The 19,813-nt window shown below is 39.0% G+C and carries 17 protein-coding genes; 16 read left to right on the top strand and 1 reads right to left on the bottom strand.

The window, feature by feature from the left end; genetic code table 11:
• The 8 genes from thrB (at position 1) to JW886_RS05715 (ending at position 8,779) form a co-directional block, all read left to right on the top strand.
• Positions 1-891: a homoserine kinase gene (gene thrB / locus JW886_RS05680; protein ID WP_205871528.1), complete on the top strand. Its 891-nt coding sequence runs from the start codon at positions 1-3 to the stop codon at positions 889-891.
• Between the two features lie 187 nt (positions 892-1,078).
• A complete protein-coding gene (locus JW886_RS05685) occupies positions 1,079-1,681 on the top strand; it encodes a hypothetical protein (protein WP_075525807.1) in 603 nt (200 codons plus the stop codon).
• 218 nt (positions 1,682-1,899) lie between these two features.
• Complete coding sequence (gene murB / locus JW886_RS05690; protein ID WP_205871529.1) at positions 1,900-2,799, top strand: UDP-N-acetylmuramate dehydrogenase; 900 nt, start codon at positions 1,900-1,902, stop codon at positions 2,797-2,799.
• 482 nt (positions 2,800-3,281) lie between these two features.
• Complete coding sequence (locus JW886_RS05695; protein ID WP_205872489.1) at positions 3,282-4,562, top strand: ABC transporter ATP-binding protein; 1,281 nt, start codon at positions 3,282-3,284, stop codon at positions 4,560-4,562.
• The gene (locus JW886_RS05700; RefSeq protein ID WP_205272435.1) at positions 4,559-5,347 is read left to right on the top strand and encodes an ABC transporter permease; all 789 of its coding nucleotides are present in this window, start codon (positions 4,559-4,561) and stop codon (positions 5,345-5,347) included. Before JW886_RS05695 ends, JW886_RS05700 begins: the two co-directional genes overlap by 4 nt.
• Before the next feature lie 2 nt (positions 5,348-5,349).
• Positions 5,350-6,153, top strand: coding sequence for an ABC transporter permease (locus JW886_RS05705; protein WP_075525812.1), 804 nt, complete (start codon positions 5,350-5,352; stop codon positions 6,151-6,153).
• 63 nt (positions 6,154-6,216) lie between these two features.
• Positions 6,217-7,284: an ABC transporter substrate-binding protein gene (locus tag JW886_RS05710; RefSeq protein ID WP_205871530.1), complete on the top strand. Its 1,068-nt coding sequence runs from the start codon at positions 6,217-6,219 to the stop codon at positions 7,282-7,284.
• Positions 7,285-7,405: 121 nt separating this feature from the next.
• Positions 7,406-8,779 carry an aminopeptidase P family protein gene (locus JW886_RS05715; protein ID WP_205871531.1) on the top strand — a complete coding sequence of 458 codons (1,374 nt, stop codon included), beginning with the start codon at positions 7,406-7,408 and terminating at the stop codon, positions 8,777-8,779.
• Between the two features lie 36 nt (positions 8,780-8,815).
• On the opposite strand, the gene JW886_RS05720 is transcribed toward JW886_RS05715, so the two are convergent.
• The gene (locus JW886_RS05720) at positions 8,816-10,297 is read right to left on the bottom strand and encodes an alpha-amylase (RefSeq protein ID WP_205871532.1); all 1,482 of its coding nucleotides are present in this window, start codon (positions 10,295-10,297) and stop codon (positions 8,816-8,818) included.
• Between the two features lie 254 nt (positions 10,298-10,551).
• Here JW886_RS05720 and msrB point away from each other — a divergent pair, with 254 nt between their 5' ends.
• The 8 genes from msrB (at position 10,552) to alsS (ending at position 19,692) form a co-directional block, all read left to right on the top strand.
• On the top strand, positions 10,552-10,983 hold the full coding sequence (gene msrB / locus JW886_RS05725) for a peptide-methionine (R)-S-oxide reductase MsrB (protein ID WP_205871533.1): 432 nt from the start codon (positions 10,552-10,554) through the stop codon (positions 10,981-10,983).
• Between the two features lie 218 nt (positions 10,984-11,201).
• Positions 11,202-11,576 (top strand): ArsC/Spx/MgsR family protein, encoded by a 375-nt coding sequence (locus tag JW886_RS05730; protein ID WP_205871534.1) that lies wholly within the window; start codon positions 11,202-11,204, stop codon positions 11,574-11,576.
• A 117-nt stretch (positions 11,577-11,693) separates the two neighbouring features.
• Complete coding sequence (gene rlmD, locus JW886_RS05735; protein WP_205871535.1) at positions 11,694-13,064, top strand: 23S rRNA (uracil(1939)-C(5))-methyltransferase RlmD; 1,371 nt, start codon at positions 11,694-11,696, stop codon at positions 13,062-13,064.
• A gap of 28 nt (positions 13,065-13,092) precedes the next feature.
• Entirely contained in the window at positions 13,093-14,700 is a 1,608-nt protein-coding gene (locus tag JW886_RS05740) for an NAD(P)/FAD-dependent oxidoreductase (RefSeq protein ID WP_205871536.1), read from the top strand.
• A 1-nt stretch (position 14,701) separates the two neighbouring features.
• Positions 14,702-15,331, top strand: a complete 630-nt coding sequence (locus tag JW886_RS05745) for a class I SAM-dependent methyltransferase (protein WP_205871537.1) — start codon at positions 14,702-14,704, stop codon at positions 15,329-15,331.
• A gap of 64 nt (positions 15,332-15,395) precedes the next feature.
• Positions 15,396-16,562: an AI-2E family transporter gene (locus tag JW886_RS05750; RefSeq protein WP_075525821.1), complete on the top strand. Its 1,167-nt coding sequence runs from the start codon at positions 15,396-15,398 to the stop codon at positions 16,560-16,562.
• A gap of 16 nt (positions 16,563-16,578) precedes the next feature.
• The gene (locus JW886_RS05755; RefSeq protein ID WP_205871538.1) at positions 16,579-17,823 is read left to right on the top strand and encodes a tetratricopeptide repeat protein; all 1,245 of its coding nucleotides are present in this window, start codon (positions 16,579-16,581) and stop codon (positions 17,821-17,823) included.
• A 204-nt stretch (positions 17,824-18,027) separates the two neighbouring features.
• On the top strand, positions 18,028-19,692 hold the full coding sequence (gene alsS, locus JW886_RS05760; protein ID WP_205871539.1) for an acetolactate synthase AlsS: 1,665 nt from the start codon (positions 18,028-18,030) through the stop codon (positions 19,690-19,692).
• The last annotated feature ends 121 nt before the right edge of the window (positions 19,693-19,813 follow it).

The following is a 19,813-nucleotide window of genomic DNA, read 5'->3' on the forward strand; positions in this document are numbered from 1 at the left end:
ATGAAAATTATTGTGCCCGCAACATCAGCCAACTTAGGAGCGGGGTTTGACTCGATTGGGCTTGCTGTTAACCTCTATTTAACAATAGAAGTGCTTGAAAAAGCAGAGGCATGGCGGATTGATCATGATTTAGGTGTCAATATTCCCACTGACGAAAAGAATTTATTACTGACGACGCTGTCAGCAGTCTTAGCTCAGAAAAAGCAGCACTTGTCAGCAAAATACCATTTGAAAATGAGCTCTGATATCCCCTTGGCACGAGGATTGGGTTCTTCAAGCTCGGTGATTGTTGCAGGCATTGAGTTAGCCAACCAACTTGCCCAATTAGGCTTAAGTGATGAAGAAAAATTAGCTTTGGCTTGTCAGATTGAGGGGCATCCTGATAATGTAGCGCCAGCACTCTATGGTAATTTAGTCATTGCAAGTAGTGCAACCAAAGAAGTACGGGCAATCAAAGCTAAACTGCCCCAATGCAAACTTTTAGCTTTTGTTCCAGACAAAGAGCTTAAGACCGTAGCAAGTCGCCAAGTCTTACCAGAAACCCTCTCCTATGCTCAAGCTGTTGCAGCAAGTGCCGTGGCAAATGTTCTGGTGGCAAGCTTGCTTTCAGGAGACTTGGTTACAGCAGGTCAGATGATGAAAGAAGATCTTTTTCATGAAAAATACCGCTCAGCTTTAGTACCCGAATTAGCTGCGTTTCGTGAAATTGGTCAAACCTATGGCGCTTATGGCACTTATCTTAGTGGAGCAGGTCCAACGCTCATGATGCTAGCTCCTGAAGAAAAAATTACTTTACTTTTGCAACATTTGTCGGAAAAAAATTGGCAAGGTTGCTTTTATGAACTCGAAATCGATAGTAAAGGGTTACAAGTCGAAAAAAGTCTGTTATAACATACAGATTTTTTTGATTATTTAACAAAAAATTGTTATAATCATCACAAGGAAAAAGTTGATCGATGAATAACCTTTTCCTAAAGGTTCTATTGCTTATTTTTTCGTCGAAAAAATGAACCAATGGAAACTTTGTCGCCCTTATTGTCCGCTTTTTAAAAGCAAGAGTTCTAAAAAGGAAACGCAAATGACTCAAACCAAAAATGCAAAAGTCAGAAACCTGATTATTGCTGCAATGCTCACTGCACTTGGGATCTTGATTCCGGCTATAATGCCGGCTAAAATCATCATTGGTCCTGCCTCATTTACGCTCGCCTCACATGTTCCTGTAATGGCAGCAATGTTTTTTAGCCCCGTAATGACAGCTTTTGTCGCTATTGGGACGACACTTGGCTTCATGATTAGTACCCCCGTTCCTACGATTTGGCTCCGGGCCTTGATGCATCTTTTTGTCATGACCGCAGGTGCTTATTTCTTGAAAAAACATCCTGAAATCGTGCACCAAAAAGTTAAAATCCAAATTTTTAACCTTGTTCTAGGGATATTCCATGCTGGCTTGGAAGCACTCATCGTCTATGTTTTTTATGCCTTTGGCTTTGCGACAATGGACCAAGCTGCCCTCCTTAATCTTCTCTTATTGATTGGTTTTGGTGGATTGGTTCACAGTATGATCGACTTCAACCTCTCACTAGGTCTTTGTAATGTTTTAAGTAAAGCATTTAATATTGAAATTTTTGAACGTGCAAAAACTTTTTTGAGTAAAGATAAAATCAAAGTAAAAACGAACTGAGCGTCTGGTCAGTTGGAAATGAGGATAACCTATATTTTTCAAACATATTTACTTGAAAAGAACCTCAATATGCTATACTAAAAATATTGTTGATCAAAACCTGATTTTGATACAACATGATGTCTATATAAAAGTACTGGAACTATTCCAGTACTTTTTAAAAAACCAGCATTCAGATCAGATTGAAACCAATTGATAGAGTGTGGTATAATTAACCTATGTTAAAACAAAATGAACTTGAAAAAATTTCTCATCTGATTGTTAAGTACAATGAGCCACTTTCTCATTATACTTATACTAAAGTTGGAGGCCCTGCAGATATTTTAGCTTTTCCTGAAACAACTGAAGCACTGACAGAGCTGTCAGTACTTGCACAAGCAACAAACACACCTGTCACGGTGCTCGGCAATGCCTCAAATCTTATTGTCCGAGACGGAGGCATCCGCGGTCTTGTGATTTTACTTGAAAAACTTGATCAGGTAAATGTTGCAGGCTATACCATTGAAGCTCAAGCGGGTGCAAAACTCAAAGCAGTAACCCAAATCGCACAAGAACATGCATTGACGGGGTTTGAGTTTGCCTGTGGTATTCCTGGCTCTATTGGAGGGGCTGTTTTCATGAATGCAGGCGCTTATGGTGGCGAGATTTCACAAGTTTTAGTGAGCTGTAAAGTGATGAATGAAAGTGGTGAGCTTTTTGTTCTCACAGCGGATGAAATGAGATTTGGCTATAGACATTCAGTGATTCGTGATGAAAATCTTGTTGTCATCTCCGCAAAATTTGAACTTACCCCTGGAGATCCTGAGCAAATTCAAAATGAAATGAATCGCCTCAATTTTCTCCGGGAGAGCAAACAACCACTTGAATATCCAAGTTGTGGTTCCGTTTTTAAACGACCTGAAGGACATTTTGCGGGACAACTTATCCAAGAAGCACAATTACAAGGTACTCGAATTGGTGGTGTGGAAGTCAGTAAAAAACACGCTGGTTTCATGGTCAATGTTGATCATGGGACAGCCACGGATTATGAAGCCCTCATCGCCCATGTAATCCAACGTGTCGAAGAAAATGCTGGACTCACTTTAGAGCCCGAAGTCCGTATTATTGGTGAAAAATAAAGACAGGCTTATCCTGTCTTTTTTAAATTTTCAGCTTGAAAATCCCAACAATTTAAGCTATAATTAATAAAGTTCTGTTGTACGCAGAAGATTTGACCGCTCGATAAGTTACTGACCAATCTGTCAGTAACGTTTAGCTATTTACTAACGGTATTATCGAGCCAAGGCCAGACGGACAGCCGGGTCAAAAGCCGAAATTGGCGACTTTCGTTGCCTTATTGATTAGCTCGTCAATGACGAGTTATGGGGATTCTTTTTTGAACCACCCCACCCAAGAAAAACACGCTTTGGCGCATCAATAAGAGTATTAAAAGTTCTTCTGCTGTATAGACTCTGCACTAGATTTTTCTGTTTGCTACTATTTGAAACAGAGGCTAAGATTGATGATGAGACCAAGCGTTTGCTTGGTTTTTTGTATCGTAAAAGAGAAATATCATGTTATGCGCATCATCTATAACATGCTAGAAAAGGATGGCAAAGAAATGGCAAAAACGATTATTGAATTCAAAAATGTCAGCAAAACATACGCAGATACTGATACCACTGTTCTTAAAGACATTTCATTTGAGTTAGAAGAAGGAAAGTTCTACACGCTCTTAGGAGCTTCAGGTTCTGGTAAATCAACGATTTTAAATATTATTGCTGGACTTTTGGATGCCACTACTGGAGACGTAATTCTGGATAATAAAAGAATCAATGACTTACCAGCCAATAAGCGAGATGTTCACACCATCTTCCAATCTTATGCGCTTTTTCCAAATATGAATGTTTTTGACAATGTCGCATTTGCCCTCAAAATCAAAGGGGTTGATAAGAAAGAGATTGAAAAACGCGTTTCAGAGAGTTTGAAGATGGTTCAACTTGCTGGCTATGAAAAACGTTCTATTGCAAAACTTTCGGGTGGACAAAAGCAGCGGGTCGCCATTGCTCGTGCCATTATTGATCGGCCAAAAGTCTTATTGCTTGATGAATCGCTATCGGCTTTAGATATGAAATTGCGTAAAGACATGCAGTATGAACTGCGTGAACTTCAACAACGTTTAGGAATTACTTTCATTTTTGTCACACATGATCAAGAAGAAGCATTAGCGATGTCTGACTGGATATTTATTATGAATGAAGGGGAAATTGTCCAATCAGGTACTCCAACAGACATTTACGATGAACCTATCAACCACTTTGTCGCCGATTTTATTGGGGAATCAAACATTTTGAATGGTCGAATGATTCAAGACTACCTCGTAGAATTTAACGGTCAACAATTTGAGGCGGTAGATGGGGGGATGCGCAAAAATGAACCCATTGAAGTCGTCATTCGCCCCGAAGACATTTGGTTCACCATGCCTAATGAAGGAAAATTCAATGTTATTGTAGACACACAACTTTTCCGTGGTGTGCATTATGAAATTGTAGCCTACGATGAATTTAAAAACGAATGGCTTATCCATTCAACACATAAAGCCATTGTAGGTGAAAAAGTTGGTCTTGATTTTGATCCAGAAGCCATTCATATCATGCGTCTCAATGAAACCGAAGAAGAATTTGATGCTCGTATTGAAGAATATGTTGAAGAAGAAGAACAAACCATTGGTTTGGCTAAGGCAGTAGAAGAAGAAAATGCTGAAGAAGAGGCAGCTATTCAAGAAGCAGTCAAAGAAGCCCTTGAAAATACAATGGAATTGACCGAATTAGCTGAGACAGTCAACGAAATCCTTCATAAGCAAGAGGCTGATGCCCTTTTAGAAAGTGAGGCAGAAAAGTGACCAAACGTATTTATTCTGTTCCCTATTTTCTTTGGATTTTATTTTTTGTTGTAATCCCCTTGGTCATGCTCTTTTGGAAATCGCTATTTGACCTCAATGGTCATTTTACCCTTGACAATTATATCCAGTATTTTTCAAGTGGCACCTACCTCATGATGACTTGGAATTCGGTTCTTTATGCATTGATTATTACGGTTGTCACCTTACTTATTTCTTACCCTGTAGCCTTTGTTTTGACCAAGCTTAAGATGAAACAGTTTTGGCTGATGCTGATTATTTTACCTACTTGGGTAAACTTATTATTAAAAGCCTATGCTTTTATTGGGATTTTCGGAAAATATGGCTCTGTCAATAATTTTCTCAATTTTTTAGGCTTGGGACGAACTCAAATTCTCTTTACCGATATGAGTTTCATCTTAGTGGCCAGCTATATTTCGATTCCTTTTATGGTTCTGCCAATTTTTAACGCACTTAACGATTTAGATGACAACTTAGTACATGCGAGTAGTGATTTAGGGGCTTCTCGTTTTCAAACCTTCAGTAAAGTGATTTGGCCTTTATCTTTAAACGGTGTTCGCGCAGGCGTTCAAGCTGTTTTTATTCCGAGCTTGTCGCTCTTCATGCTGACACGTTTGATTGGGGGAAATAAGGTCATTACATTAGGGACTGCTGTAGAAGAACATTTCCTCACTACCCAAAACTGGGGAATGGGCTCCACCATTGCTGTTGTCTTGGTTGTTGCCATGCTCGTGGTCATGCGTCTCACTAAAGAAAGGAGAAACTAGCGATGCAAACAAAAAGTTCTAAGTTAGGTAAAGTCTACCTTGCGGTTGTCCTCATTCTATTGTATGCTCCGATTTTTTACTTAATCTTTTATTCCTTCAATGCAGGAGGAGATATGAGTAAATTCACTGGATTTACCTTGGAAAATTTTAAAACTCTTTTTGCTGACCAACGCCTTATTTTGATTGTTGTTCAAACTTTCTTTCTCGCTTTTTTAAGTTCTTTAGTTGCAACGATTATTGGGACAGTCGGAGCCATTTATCTGGTAAAAGTCAAAGGGCGTAAAAAAGATACGTTACTGGGATTAAATAATGTCCTCATGGTCTCTCCCGACGTGGTGATTGGAGCTTCGTTTTTGATTCTTTTTACGATGATTGGGATGCAGCTGGGCTTTTTATCCGTATTGTTAAGTCACATTGCCTTTTCCATACCAATTGTAGTGCTTATGGTCATGCCCCTTTATCAAGAAATGGATGGAGCTTTGGTTGATGCCGCTAACGATTTAGGAGCCACTCCAGCACAGATCATGCGGGAAATCATTTTACCTTATCTCACACCCGGAATTATTGCAGGATTCTTTATGGCCTTCACCTATTCGTTAGATGATTTTGCAGTGACCTTCTTTGTAACAGGGAATGATTTCACAACACTTTCAGTAGAAATCTATTCTCGAGCTCGTGCGGGGATTTCTTTAGAAATTAATGCTTTATCGGCGCTTGTATTTCTCTTTTCAATCGTCCTTGTTTTAGGGTATTATTATATTATGAAAGATTCCGATACAGTTGGAAAATCTTCCAATTTGACGTAGCTCGCTCTAATAACCTAGACTCAGTAGTAAAAAGTTTATTTTTAAAAATAAGAAAGGAGCAATTTGAAAAAACTAATCTATTTCTTTGTGGCACTCTTAGCAATCACCGCTTCCTTGGGTTTACTCTCTCATCAGATGAAGGCAGCAGATGGTGTCAAAACAGCAAATAATAGCTTGACTATTTTCAACTGGGGTGAGTACATTGATCCAGAGCTCATCACAAAATTTGAAAAAGAAACGGGTTATAAAGTTAACTATATGACTTTTGACTCAAATGAAGCCATGTACTCTAAAGTCAAACAGGGTGGAACATCTTATGATATCGTTGTTCCTTCTGATTATATGATAGAAAAAATGGCCCAAGAACATCTCCTTCAAAAGCTCGATCATTCTAAAATTAAAGGCTTAGAAGATGATGATCCAAAATTGCTTAATCCTGCTTTTGATAAAGGAAATCAATACTCTATCCCTTACTTTTGGGGGACTTTAGGGATTGTTTACAACGATAAAACGGTTAAAAATCCTCCCAAAACTTGGCAAGATCTCTGGTCTCCCACTTATAAAAATTCCATCTTATTGACAGATAGTGTGCGTGACGTCATGGCAATGGTTTTGAGTAAACATGGTTACTCTCTCAACACCACTAATCGAGGAGAATTAGAGACAGCTTACAATGATCTGCTCCAGCTCACCCCCAACGTCAAAGCAATCCTTGGGGATGAGATTATGAATTATATGATTAATAATGAAACTCCCCTAGCGGTGGTCTATAGTGGACAAGCGGCTGAAATGACGGCAGAAAATAAAAATCTTCATTATGTTATTCCTGAACGGACCAACATTTGGTATGATAATCTCGCCATTCCTAAAGGGGCTAAAAATGTGAAGGCTGCTTATGCTTTTATTAACTTCATGCAACAACCAACCAATGCCGCACAAAATGCTGAATGGATTGGTTATGCGACACCAAACTTAAAAGCCAAGGCCTTGCTCCCAAAGAGTTTACGTGAAAACAAAGCCTTCTATCCCGATCAGACCCTCATTCAAGATGATGAAGCCTATAAAAACCTTACCCCATATTGGACAGGGGTTTATAACGATCTTTATCTTGAATTTAAGATGAACAAATAAAAATGATATTCAAAAAGCAGAGTTAATCCTCTACTTTTTTATTTTTGAACGAGAGGATTTTTTTAAGAAAAAAGGAAAGAGTTTGGTATAATAAATCAAAGTGCTCATAAGGAGAGAATTAATGATTCAACTAAAAAAATCAAAAATCCCCCAAATTGAAGAAAACCTTATTCCCATCTACTTAAGCGATGAGACAATGCAAGAACGAAAAGCAAAACTTCTTTCAATAATGAAGAAGTCCTCTTATGAGGCTTTGATTATTTATGCTGATTTAGAGCATGGTTCAAATTTTGAATATTTGACAGGCTTCTTACCTCGTTTTGAAGAGGCTTTACTTGTTATCAAAGTTTCAGGGGAAAGTCATCTTGTTTTAGGAAATGAAAATTTAAATAAAGCAGACAAGGCACGACTTCCTGCCAAAGCTGTTCATCTCCCGCATTTTTCTTTGCCTAATCAACCGATGGATCCTGAGAAGAACCTTAACGAAGCTTTCCTTGCATGTGATTTGCCTTCTCATGGAAGAGTTGGGTTAGTGGGCTGGAAAAACTTTACGAATCAAACAGAAGATAATAGGAGCTTATTTGATCTTCCTTATTTTATCGTAGAGACTTTATTCAAAATGTTTCCAAGCGTTTCATTTTCGAATGCCACAGCACTTTTTATTGGTGAAGAGGGGGTGCGCACGACAAACAATGCTAATGAATTTGCGCATTATGAGTTTGGGGCTGCTTTAGCTGGAAATTGTATGTTGGAAACAATGAACCGAATTGAAATAGGCAAAACTGAGATGGAACTGGCTACAAGCTTATCTGCTTTGGGACAGGCTCATAATGTTGTGACCATTTTAGCTAGTGGAGAACGCTTTGTGAAAGCAAATCTTTATCCCACGCATAAACAAATACAATTAGGGGAACGCTTAGCTTTAACCACAGGCTATAAAGGCGGGCTGCAAAGTCGTTCAGGCTATGCCGTAGCAAGACAAGAAGAACTTCCAAAAGGCGAACAAGATTATCTGGAACGCCTCGCGATTCCTTACTTTAAGGCGGTTAAAACCTGGTTGGAAACCATCAAAATAGGAATGAAAGGTCAAGAACTGTATCAAGCCATAGAGAGTGTCTTGCCTAAAAAGACTTATGGTTGGCATTTAAATCCTGGACATTTAACCGCTGATGAAGAATGGCTAAGCTCGCCCGTATACCCTGAATCAACAGAGCTGTTGCGAAGTGGTATGCTGTTTCAGATTGATATTATCCCCTCAGTTGCTGGTTACAATGGCGTAAGTTGTGAAAGTGGGATTTTCTTAGCTGACGAAGCCTTACGAAAGGAAATTGAGCAGGAGTATCCTGCCCTGTGGCAAAGAATAAAAAATCGACGGGCTTATCTCATTGAGGAGTTAGGGATTCAGATTTCTGAGGAAATCTTGCCTACAAGTAATATCACAGCTTATCTGCGTCCATTTTTATTGGATAAAGACTCGGTTTTAACGGCACGATAAATGAAAAAAGTTACTGACAGAGCTGTCAGTAACTTTTTATTCTCCTTCAAGCTCAGCCAGAGGATTAATTTTTGAAAGTAAGTCTTGGTCTATCCAGACAGAGATACTCGCATCATCCACGTGAAATTCTGCGCCGCCTTTTTCGTCAAGGGTTATAGGGATAGCGTGTCTGCCCAAGAGATCCACATACACTTTTCCAGCTTGAGATTCATTAACGATCATGTATTTTGTTCCGCCTTTGCGGTTGGTTAAGAGTGTGGCTAGTCCAGTTTTTTCACCCTCAATTTCGATTTCATTTGTCCACCCAATTCGATCCGCGTCATCAAAATAATCATACTCACTTACAAAGTCTGCATGACCGCATAAAGCAAGCATACGGCGCAGGTTGACACCGACAGGTTCTACATTTTGCTCTGGAATACCATATAAATCTCCCCAAAATACACAAGGAGTTCCTCTTTTACGGAGTAAAATTAAGCCATAAGCTTGTTCCTTAAACCAAGGTTGAATCCATGATTCAAGCGCTTGACCTTCTTGCGTATCATGATTGTCTACAAAAGATACCGCTAGTTCTGGATGACGCTCAATCATTGTATTGGCATAAATCCCTCGCATATCAAAGTCGCCGTTAGTAGAAGCAGCTTGATCCAAATTAAAGTGAAGTGGCACATCAAAAAGTTGGATTTGACCGCCAGATTGGCTAAGATAGTATTCTAACTTTTCGATGTCGTCTGACCAATACTCTCCAACAACAAAAGGCTCTTTTTCCATTTGTTCTTGGCGTTTATCAAGCCAGGTTTTGAAATATTCAAAGTCAATATGCTTAATCGCATCAAGTCGGAAGCCATCAATCTGCGTCGTATCCACAAACCATTTTCCCCATTTTTCAAGTTGGGCTACCGTTTCTGGGACACTAAAATCAAGGTCTGCTCCCATCAAAAAGTCAAAGTTATTATTCTCATTGTCGACGTTATCATCCCACTCATGACCTTCAAATTCCAGTATTTCATTTTCCTCTGTTCGTTCATCATAATCTACGCCTGTAAAATTATGAGAGGTCCAGATATAATCATCATACTTTCCTTTTCGTCCTGGAAATGTAAACTTGGTCCATACTTCAACTGTTTTGTCAGATTCAACTTCATTGAGGCGATCGTCTTCTGCCTTGACATCCGCTTCAATCACTTCGGTATCATCAGCTCCCATCATGTGATTAAAAACAATATCTGCATAAGCTTCGATACCATCTTCATGGAGTTGTTTAATCAGCTCAAGATAATCCTCTTTTGTTCCATATTTCGTCGCAACAGATCCTTTTTGATCAAACTCACCCAAATCGAACAAATCATAAGTTCCATAGCCGACGTCTTCCATACCTGAAGCAGCTTTAGAAGCTGGTGGAAGCCATATTCCTGATAGACCCAGTTTCTTAAAATCAGGTATCGTTTGAGCTAATCTTTTCCAATGTTTTCCGTCTGCTGGTAAATACCACTCAAAAGCTTGTAAAATGACCTTCATCGATTATCTCCTTTACTGTAAGCGATCAGCTTAACTTATGTTATATTTTTTGTAACTATTTCTAGTATACACAAAAAGATGAGAAAGCCATAAAAAAAGATACCACTTATTCAAAATTAAGATTATAAAGGTATTTTCAGTTAATTTAATAAAAATCGACGGATTCGCAAACGAATTAGTTGTGGGATCCACTGAACATGTTCTATAATGAAAGTAATTGCAAGATTCGTTAAGAAGATAGAAAGTTGGTTAATATGAAAGAGAAAGAAAATCTCAAAGAAAAATTAAGCCCAATCGCTTACAAAGTAACACAAGAAAATGGGACGGAAGCACCTTTTACTAATGAATTTGATGATTTCTTTGAGCCAGGATTATATGTCGATGTTGTCAGCGGCGAACCTTTATTCACCAGCCTTGATAAATACCAATCAGGCTGTGGCTGGCCTGCTTTTACTCAACCTATCGAACGCCAAGCCATCAAAGAAAAACGAGATCGTAGTTACCTCATGGAACGCACAGAAGTACGTTCTAGCCAAGCTGATAGTCACCTTGGTCACGTCTTCACTGACGGACCTTTGGATAAAGGAGGGTTAAGATACTGTATCAATTCGGCTGCCTTGCGCTTTATCCCCGTAGCAGAATTAGAAGCAGCAGGTTATGGAGATTATCGCCATTATTTCGAGTGACTTCATCTTGAAGTTTTGAAGTCAGGAAAATACCCCCAACTGTAAAGAAGAAAGAGTATCAAAAATTAGGGATACTCTTTTTTTATAGGAGTGTCCATGAGCAAGCAAAACTTTTTCTGGTGTTGTAAGTGACGAAGCCTAAAAAATACATCGAAAGTCTGAGTTTTCTGTTTTGGTTTTACGTTATAATAAACTTTAAGAGCGAAAGGAGTCTGAAAATGATTAAAATTTACCAAAAATCAAATTCAAATCAGTCTGCTGAACGTGTTGTAGACTGGTTTAAAGCTCGCGAAATTCCCTATCAAACAATTTCGAAAACCTCTTTATCTAAAGAAGATTTAATGCGTGTTTTGTCATTATCCAATGAAGGTTTTGAGGAAATCATTGTTTCTGAATCTAAGGCCCCGAAACTTTATTCTGAACTGCGCAATGCCTGTGATTTGGATCAAATTTCTACAAATGAGATGATCCAGTTTATCTTACAAAATCAGCAATTATTACGCTCACCTATTACTTTTGATGATCGTCGCCTTTTAGTAGGTTATAATAATGACGACATCCGAACTTTTTTACCTTGGCGTGTTCGTTCATGATAAATAAGAGGACTGACCAAGCGGTCAGCTCCTTTTTTGCTTAGAAAATTTACTGACAGAGCTGTCAGTGATTTAAGTCAGTGCTGATCCTATTTAGGACAGTATTTATGGTATAATATGGTCATGACAAATTTCAAGAAAAATGACACATTTGAAGCGGAAGTGATAGACCTCACCCATGAAGGACAAGGGGTGGTCAAAATTGATCAGTTTCCTTTTTTTGTTGATAATGCGCTTCCTGGCGAGCAAATCAAGATGCGGGTTTTAAAAGTAGGTAAATCCTATGGTTTTGGACGAGTAGATGAATTTTTAAAGCAGAGTCCTTCACGGGTGACATCGCTCAATTTAGATTATCTCCGTACAGGTATTGCGGATTTTGGTCATTTGATCTACCCCGAACAGCTTAAATTTAAGCACCAGCAAGTCGTAGAACTTTTGTATAAAACAGCCCATAAGCCCAATTATCCTGTCTTACCCGTCCTCGGAGCAACTGAAACATTACGTTATCGCAATAAAGCACAGGTTCCTGTGCAAATGGTAGAGGGACAACTCACGACAGGCTTTTACCGTAAACATTCCCATCAACTCGTTTCTGTAGAAGATTTTTATATCCAGCATCCAGAAATAGATGCCGTCATTCTTTCTCTTCGAAATGCTTTGAGAACTGTTCATGTAAAAGCTTATGATGAGCAAACAAGGCGAGGTTGGTTACGCCATATCGTAGTTCGTAGAGGTTATCATACTGGTGAAATGATGGTAACGTTAGTGGCGACGAGTGCACAGCTTCCCCAAGGCGTAGATACAGTACTTGAACAGCTGAAAGAAAACTTCCCAAACATCAAATCTATTCAACTCAATATAAATAAGAGCACAGGTTCTTTTATTCTTGGTAAAACCTTCAAAGTTCTTTATGGAAAAAACTATATTCAAGACACGATGTTAGGTAAAACTTTCCAAATCTCAGCTCCTGCTTTTTATCAAGTTAACACAGCACAAGCTGAGCGCCTTTACCAGACAGCCTATGATTTTGCCAACCTTTCTCAAGAGGATATTATTGTGGATGCTTATTCAGGGATTGGAACAATTGGATTAGACTTGGCAGATCGGGTCGCACAAGTCTACGGAATGGAAGTAATCCCTCAAGCAGTAGAAGATGCACAACATAATGCAAAACTCAACCATATTGAGAACGCTCATTATGAAGTGGGGACCGCAGAAGCAATCATGCCTCAATGGCTCCAAAAAGGAATCAAACCAGATGTGATTTTCGTCGATCCCCCTCGGAAAGGCCTAGATGAGCAATTTATTAAAGCTGCAACAGCGACAAATCCTAGAACTATTGTTTATGTATCTTGTAATCCAGCAACTTTCGCACGAGATGTCCTTCGCTTTGAAGCTGAAAATTATACACTGGATAAAGTTCAACCTGTTGATCTTTTCCCACAAACCCACCATATAGAACTTGTCGCAAGTTTTATAAGGAATTAACTTCGCCTTACTGTTTAGAAAGAACATCATGATTCGTATTACACAACTCAAACTTTCCATTGATGAACCTGTCGATAAAATTAAAAGTCTTCTCTTAAAAAAACTCAAAATCCAAGAATCCGATTTAATAGATTATCGGATTTATAAAGAATCAATAGACGCTCGGCAGCGGGGTGAGATCAATTTTATCTATACTGTAGATGCTACAGTCAAACACGAAGGTAAAATCCTTGGAAAAAAACTCAAAAATGTTGCGCTTGCGCCCAAATTAGATTATAAAAATCCTCCTATTGGTCAAAAACCTTTAAATCATCGTCCACTTGTGATTGGCTTCGGTCCTGCAGGGATGTTTGCCGCCTTACTCCTTGCTCAAAATGGATATCGTCCCATCGTATTAGAACGGGGACAAGCAGTAGATGAACGTGTAAAATCAATTGATGAATTTTGGTCTAAAGGTCAACTCAATCCTAAATCCAATGTCCAATTTGGTGAAGGTGGTGCAGGGACCTTCTCTGATGGTAAACTCACTAGTCGTGTACGGGACTTAAGAGGGCGCAAAGTGCTCGAAGAGTTTGTGCAAGCTGGTGCACCAGAAGATATTTTATATAAAGCCCATCCTCATGTGGGGACAGACCTTCTTCGAGATATTGTAAAAAATATTCGTAAACAAATTATTGCGCTAGGTGGTGAGGTCTACTTTGATTCTCAGGTTGAGCAATTCATGATTGAGAAGGATGCACTCACGGGCGTTAAACTTGTAGATGGGCGAATTTTTAAGGCAACACAGGCAGTCTTGGCCATCGGCCACTCTGCTCGAGATACATTTAATGAGCTGTACGACAAGGGAATCAATATAACCGCAAAACCATTTGCAGTTGGAGTCCGTATTGAACATCCACAGCGTTTAATTGATAAAGCTCAGTATAAAGAATTCGCTGGTCACCCTAGGTTAGGTGCAGCTGAGTATCGTTTGACTTACAAAGCTTCATCAGGGCGTGGGGTCTACACATTTTGTATGTGCCCTGGTGGACTTGTTGTACCTGCTGCCTCTGAGGAGGGACGTTTGGTAACCAATGGAATGTCCGAACACGCCAGAAATCAAGAGAATGCTAACTCTGGCCTACTTGTCCAAGTTTTTCCAGAGGATTTTCCAACAGAACATCCGCTTGCAGGGGTTGAATTTCAAAGAATACTTGAACGTAAAGCATACGAGCTTGGAGGTTCTAACTATCAGGCTCCTGCTCAACGTGTTGGGGATTTTCTTGACCACAAAGCTTCAACGACAATGGGGACGGTCACGCCAAGCTATGCCTTAGGTGTTACACCTTCTAACCTTGACGAACTTTTCCCTGAGTACATCACACAATCGATGCGTGAAGCCATCATTGGTTTGGATAAGAAACTGCATGGCTTTGCACTTTCGGATGCTGTAATGACTGGAGTGGAATCTCGGTCGTCTTCTCCGGTTCGTATTAATAGGGATGAGGAAAGTTTCCAATCCATTTCTACCAAAGGAATCTATCCTTCAGGTGAAGGAGCAGGCTTTGCTGGTGGTATCGTGTCAGCTGCTATTGATGGCCTGAAGTGTGCCGAAGCATTGATTTCAACCTATAATCGACCTGTTGAGGAGAGCTAATATGGTTAGGCGCGCTCACAACTATGAAAAAGAATCTGAAGCTTTTTATGATCGCCTTGCGGACCACTTTGATGATAGTTTTGATGGGTTTTTAGCGAGTTTTTTTAAAAAATTTATCTTAAAACAACTTGAATATCCTCAAAATAGTCGCCTACTTGATGTTGGTTGTGCAAACGGGAGATTACTGGAAATGCTCAACCATAAGCAACAAATCGAAGGCACTGGCTTGGACATTTCTTCTAATATGATAAAAATAGCCCGGATCAAGCACCCCGACCATAAGTTCATTCAAGGAAATGCTCAATCCCTTCCTTTTGAAAATGCTTCCTACGATGTCATCACCTGCTCGGCAAGTTTCCATCATTTTCCAGACCCTGACCGCTTTTTAGAGGAAGTGCGACGTGTGCTTGCTTCTGGTGGAAAGCTCGTCATCGCAGAGATTCATCTCCCAGTGATAACGCGGTTATATAACTGGCGGCTTAATCGTTTTTCAACTGAAGGAGATGTAAAAGTTTACACTTCAAGGGAATTGCGACAAAAATTTGAAAAACAAGGCTGGCAGTTGCTACGTAAAAAAATTTTCTTTCAAATCCAATATTATGAAATTACCCCAAAAGCTAAGGAAGAATGAAGCGTTTAGAGTATAGTTATAATGTTCATTCTGATAATTAAAAAAATAAGAACTAGGAATTAATATGGAACAAGAACAACATCGAACTTTCAAAGCCTCTTGGTTTTTCAAGTGGTTCATCAACAATAAAATAGTTGCTGGCTTAGCCATTATCCTTCTTTTTTTACTTAATATTTACTTACTTAATAAAGTAGGCTTTGTCTTTAAACCTGTCGGAGATTTTATTACAGTAATCTCATTACCTGTGGTTTTGGCAGCTATTTTCTATTATTTGCTCAATCCAATTGTCGATATGCTTGAAAAGCGGCGTGTCCCACGAATTGCAACGATTATTTTTTTATTCGTTATAATCATTGCGCTCATTGTTTGGGGACTTGTTGTTGCGATCCCAAATATCATCAGTGGAGTTGAAAAATTTACAGCTGCAATGCCACATTATGTTGATGTAGCGCAAGATCAAGTTAATGCCATTGCGAGTAATCCTCATTTTGAGCAGTTCCGTCCTCAAGTGGATCAATTTGCCAATTCTATTGGAGACCAACTGATTGGTTGGTCGAAGTCTTTCTCAGTCAGTGCCGTCTCTAGCTTGACAAATCTAATCAGTAAAACAACAAGTGTTTTGATTTCTTTGATTGTTTTCCCATTTGTACTCTTTTACCTTTTGCGTGATGGTAAAAACCTGAATGGATTTGTGACAGGACTCTTACCAAATAGTTGGCGTAAGGATACTTCAAAAGTTCTTCATGAGATTAATAGCCAACTCTCTAACTATGTGCGTGGGCAAGTTTTAGTCGCAATAGCTGTTGCTGTAATGTTTATGATTGGTCTACCAATTATTGGAATGCGTTATGCTGCTGCCTTGGCAATTACTGCTGGTTTTCTAAATCTTGTTCCTTTCCTCGGCTCATTTTTAGCAGCGATTCCTATGATTATTGTAGGGCTTGCAATTGGTGGCCCCTTCATGTTAGTTAAAGTTCTGATCGTTATTGTGATTGAGCAAACTCTCGAAGGAAGATTTATTTCTCCACTCGTGCTCGGGAAACAACTATCCATACATCCCATCACAATCTTGTTTGTTTTATTAACAGCAGGGCAAATTTTTGGAATCTGGGGTGTGTTACTTGGTATTCCATTCTATGCAACAGTTAAAGTCGTTGTGGTACATTTTTACGAATGGTATAGAGAAATTTCTGTACTTTATCGGGATGAAGGTAAACAAAAAATAGAATAAATAATAAAGGAGAAAAATGTCTTATTCAGAAGATACAATTGATTTTTTACACCAAGGCGATTTAATCGGAATGAAAAATTCATTGGCCAAAGCATTAAAAAATGATAATGAAGAAATGCTGGCTGATTTAGCCGAATATTTGCAAATGATGGGTTTTATTGATGAGAGCCAGATGGTATATGATAAAATCATGGCAGAACATCCCGAATCTACTGACTATCTGATCAACCTGTCAGAGATTGCAGAGGATAATGGAAATTTGGAGGAAGCTCTGGGCTATCTCTATCAGATTCCTGAAGATGATGAAAACTATGTAGCGGCATTGGTTAAAATTGCTGATTTATACCAGTTAGATGGCGACTTTGAAACAGCAATTTCAAAGTTAGAAGAAGCACGTGAGTTATCAGACTCACCGCTTATAACATTTGCACTGGCTGAATCTTACTATGAGCAAGGTGATTATACGAAAGCCATAGCAGAATATGCTAAGTTATCAGAGCGCAAGATCCTCCATGATACAAAAGTTTCTATTTATCAACGGATTGGGGATAGTTATGCTCAGCTAGGAAACTTTGAGAATGCTATTTCCTTTTTAGAAAAATCACTTGAATTTGATAAAAAAGCAGAAACCTTATTTGAAATTGCTTTACTTTATAGCGAAATTCATAATGAAACCAGAGCTATCGCAAGTTTCAAACGTTTAGAAAAAATGGATGTCGACTTTTTAAATTATGAATTAGCTTATGCCCAAACCTTGGAAGCTAATCAGGAATTTGAAGCAGCACTAGAGATCGCTAAACAAGGTTTAAGAAAGAATCCAAATGCTGTATCGCTTTTACACTTTGCTTCAAAGATAAGCTATAAGTTAAAAGACACGCAAGCAGCAGAACGCTATCTGATGGATGCCCTGAATTTGCCAGAATTACATGATGAAACCGTCTTTCTCTTAGCCAACATGTTTTTCAATGAAGAAGATTACGAAGCAATCGTGAACTTGCAACCTTTACTCGAAGAGGAACACCTCTTAGCTAAATGGATTTTTGCTGAAGCACATAAGGCTTTAGAAAATGATTCTGAAGCTGAGGCACTCTATGAAGAACTCATGGAAAGTTCACTGACGGAAAATCCAGAATTCTTATCAGATTATATTGATTTTTTACGAGAAATCGGTCGACTAGATAAGGCAAAAGACTTAATTCAACAGTATTTAGTCCTCGTGCCTGATGATGAAGCAATGCGTGCTTTACTGCTCGAAGAATAAAAAACTACTGACAGGTCTGTCAGTAGTTTTTTAAATATTAAGTTTAACTTATCACATGTCAACGTCAAAATTTTTTTATGAAAAATACTTCATAACATCATAAATCGTAATAATTGTAAATGAGGTTGAGTTCTGATAAAATTATTTTGAAGTAATCCGAAAATTTCGTTGATTACGGCTTAGAACAGATGAGGTAATTAAACTATGTCAGATAAAAAATTTGGCGCAAATTTGGTGGTTGATAGCTTAATCAATCATAAAGTAAAATATGTTTTTGGGATTCCAGGTGCAAAGATTGACCGGATTTTTGATTTATTAGAAAACGAAGAGGGACCACAAATGGTGGTGACACGTCACGAGCAAGGTGCAGCATTTATGGCACAGGCTGTAGGACGTCTCACAGGAGAACCTGGCGTGGTTGTGGTAACAAGTGGACCTGGTGTATCAAATCTTGCCACTCCGCTTTTGACGGCTACCTCTGAAGGTGATGCGATTTTAGCAATTGGTGGTCAAGTTAAACGTAGTGATCGTCTTAAGCGTGCCCATCAATCCATGGATAATGCGGCCATGATGCAAGCAGCAACTAAATATTCTGCGGAAGTACTAGATCCTACCACACTATCTGAAAGTATTGCTAACGCTTATCGAATTGCGAAAACAGGTCGTCCTGGAGCAACTTTCTTATCAATCCCTCAAGATGTTACAGATTCAGAAGTATCAGTCAAGGCAATTAAGCCACTTTCTGATCCGAAAATGGGGAATGCCTCAATCGATGATATTAATTATCTAGCCCAAGCGATTAAAAATGCAGTTTTACCTGTGATTCTAGTTGGTGCTGGTGCCTCAGATGCTAAAGTAGCTGCCTCATTGCGTAACTTATTGACACACGTTAATATTCCCGTAGTTGAGACCTTCCAAGGCGCTGGAGTTATTTCACACGACCTTGAGCATACCTTCTACGGCCGTATTGGCCTTTTCCGTAACCAACCAGGGGATATGTTACTAAAACGTTCAGATTTAGTAATTGCTGTTGGTTACGACCCAATTGAATATGAAGCTCGTAACTGGAATGCAGAAATTGATAGTCGAATTATTGTTATTGATAATGCCATTGCTGAAATTGATACTTACTACCAACCAGAACGTGAGCTCATCGGTGATATTGCAGCAACGCTTGATAATCTGTTACCTGCTGTAAGAGGGTATAAAGTCCCTGCAGGTACGAAAGAGTACCTTGACGGACTTCATGAAGTAGCTGAGCAACACGAATTTGATACTGAAAATACTGCTGAAGGTCGCATGCATCCATTAGATCTTGTAAGTGTATTCCAAGATATTGTGAAAGACGATGAAACAGTAACTGTCGACGTAGGTTCACTCTATATTTGGATGGCGCGTTATTTCAAATCTTATGAACCACGTCACCTCCTCTTCTCAAACGGCATGCAAACACTCGGAGTTGCTCTTCCTTGGGCAATTACAGCCGCTTTATTACGTCCTGGCAAAAAGGTGTACTCTCACTCAGGTGATGGAGGTTTCCTCTTTACAGGACAAGAATTAGAAACTGCGGTCCGCTTGGATCTTCCAATTGTCCATATCATTTGGAACGATGGCCATTATGATATGGTTAAATTCCAAGAAGAAATGAAATATGGACGTTCAGCAGCGGTCGATTTCGGTTATGTTGATTTTGTTAAATATGCCGAATCTATGGGTGCTAAAGGTTATCGAGCGCATTCTAAAGAAGAATTGGCTGAAATCCTGAAATCTATTCCTGATACCACAGGTCCTGTATTAATAGATGTACCTTTAGATTACACAGATAATATCAAACTTGCTGAAAAATTATTGCCTGAAGAATTTTATTGATTACAATCAAGCAATTTGTGAAATAACAAAAATAAAAGAAGAAGCCCTTGAATACCTAAGCGTTCAGGGGCTTTTTTTGTGAAATAAAACAGATGAAATTTACAATGATAGTTGTGAAACT

Origin of the sequence: Lactococcus taiwanensis (assembly GCF_017068355.1) — a bacterium.
GTDB lineage: Bacteria > Bacillota > Bacilli > Lactobacillales > Streptococcaceae > Lactococcus > Lactococcus taiwanensis.

Excerpts from the sequence above, each read along its gene's own strand:
- thrB (WP_205871528.1), top strand. The coding sequence starts at position 1 with ATGAAAATTATTGTGCCCGCAACATCAGCCAACTTAGGAGCGGGGTTT.
- JW886_RS05685 (WP_075525807.1), top strand. The coding sequence starts at position 1,079 with ATGACTCAAACCAAAAATGCAAAAGTCAGAAACCTGATTATTGCTGCA.
- murB (WP_205871529.1), top strand. The coding sequence starts at position 1,900 with ATGTTAAAACAAAATGAACTTGAAAAAATTTCTCATCTGATTGTTAAG.
- JW886_RS05695 (WP_205872489.1), top strand. The coding sequence starts at position 3,282 with ATGGCAAAAACGATTATTGAATTCAAAAATGTCAGCAAAACATACGCA.
- JW886_RS05705 (WP_075525812.1), top strand. The coding sequence starts at position 5,350 with ATGCAAACAAAAAGTTCTAAGTTAGGTAAAGTCTACCTTGCGGTTGTC.
- JW886_RS05715 (WP_205871531.1), top strand. The coding sequence starts at position 7,406 with ATGATTCAACTAAAAAAATCAAAAATCCCCCAAATTGAAGAAAACCTT.
- JW886_RS05720 (WP_205871532.1), bottom strand. The coding sequence starts at position 10,297 with ATGAAGGTCATTTTACAAGCTTTTGAGTGGTATTTACCAGCAGACGGA.
- msrB (WP_205871533.1), top strand. The coding sequence starts at position 10,552 with ATGAAAGAGAAAGAAAATCTCAAAGAAAAATTAAGCCCAATCGCTTAC.
- JW886_RS05730 (WP_205871534.1), top strand. The coding sequence starts at position 11,202 with ATGATTAAAATTTACCAAAAATCAAATTCAAATCAGTCTGCTGAACGT.
- rlmD (WP_205871535.1), top strand. The coding sequence starts at position 11,694 with ATGGTCATGACAAATTTCAAGAAAAATGACACATTTGAAGCGGAAGTG.
- JW886_RS05740 (WP_205871536.1), top strand. The coding sequence starts at position 13,093 with ATGATTCGTATTACACAACTCAAACTTTCCATTGATGAACCTGTCGAT.
- JW886_RS05745 (WP_205871537.1), top strand. The coding sequence starts at position 14,702 with ATGGTTAGGCGCGCTCACAACTATGAAAAAGAATCTGAAGCTTTTTAT.
- JW886_RS05750 (WP_075525821.1), top strand. The coding sequence starts at position 15,396 with ATGGAACAAGAACAACATCGAACTTTCAAAGCCTCTTGGTTTTTCAAG.
- JW886_RS05755 (WP_205871538.1), top strand. The coding sequence starts at position 16,579 with ATGTCTTATTCAGAAGATACAATTGATTTTTTACACCAAGGCGATTTA.
- alsS (WP_205871539.1), top strand. The coding sequence starts at position 18,028 with ATGTCAGATAAAAAATTTGGCGCAAATTTGGTGGTTGATAGCTTAATC.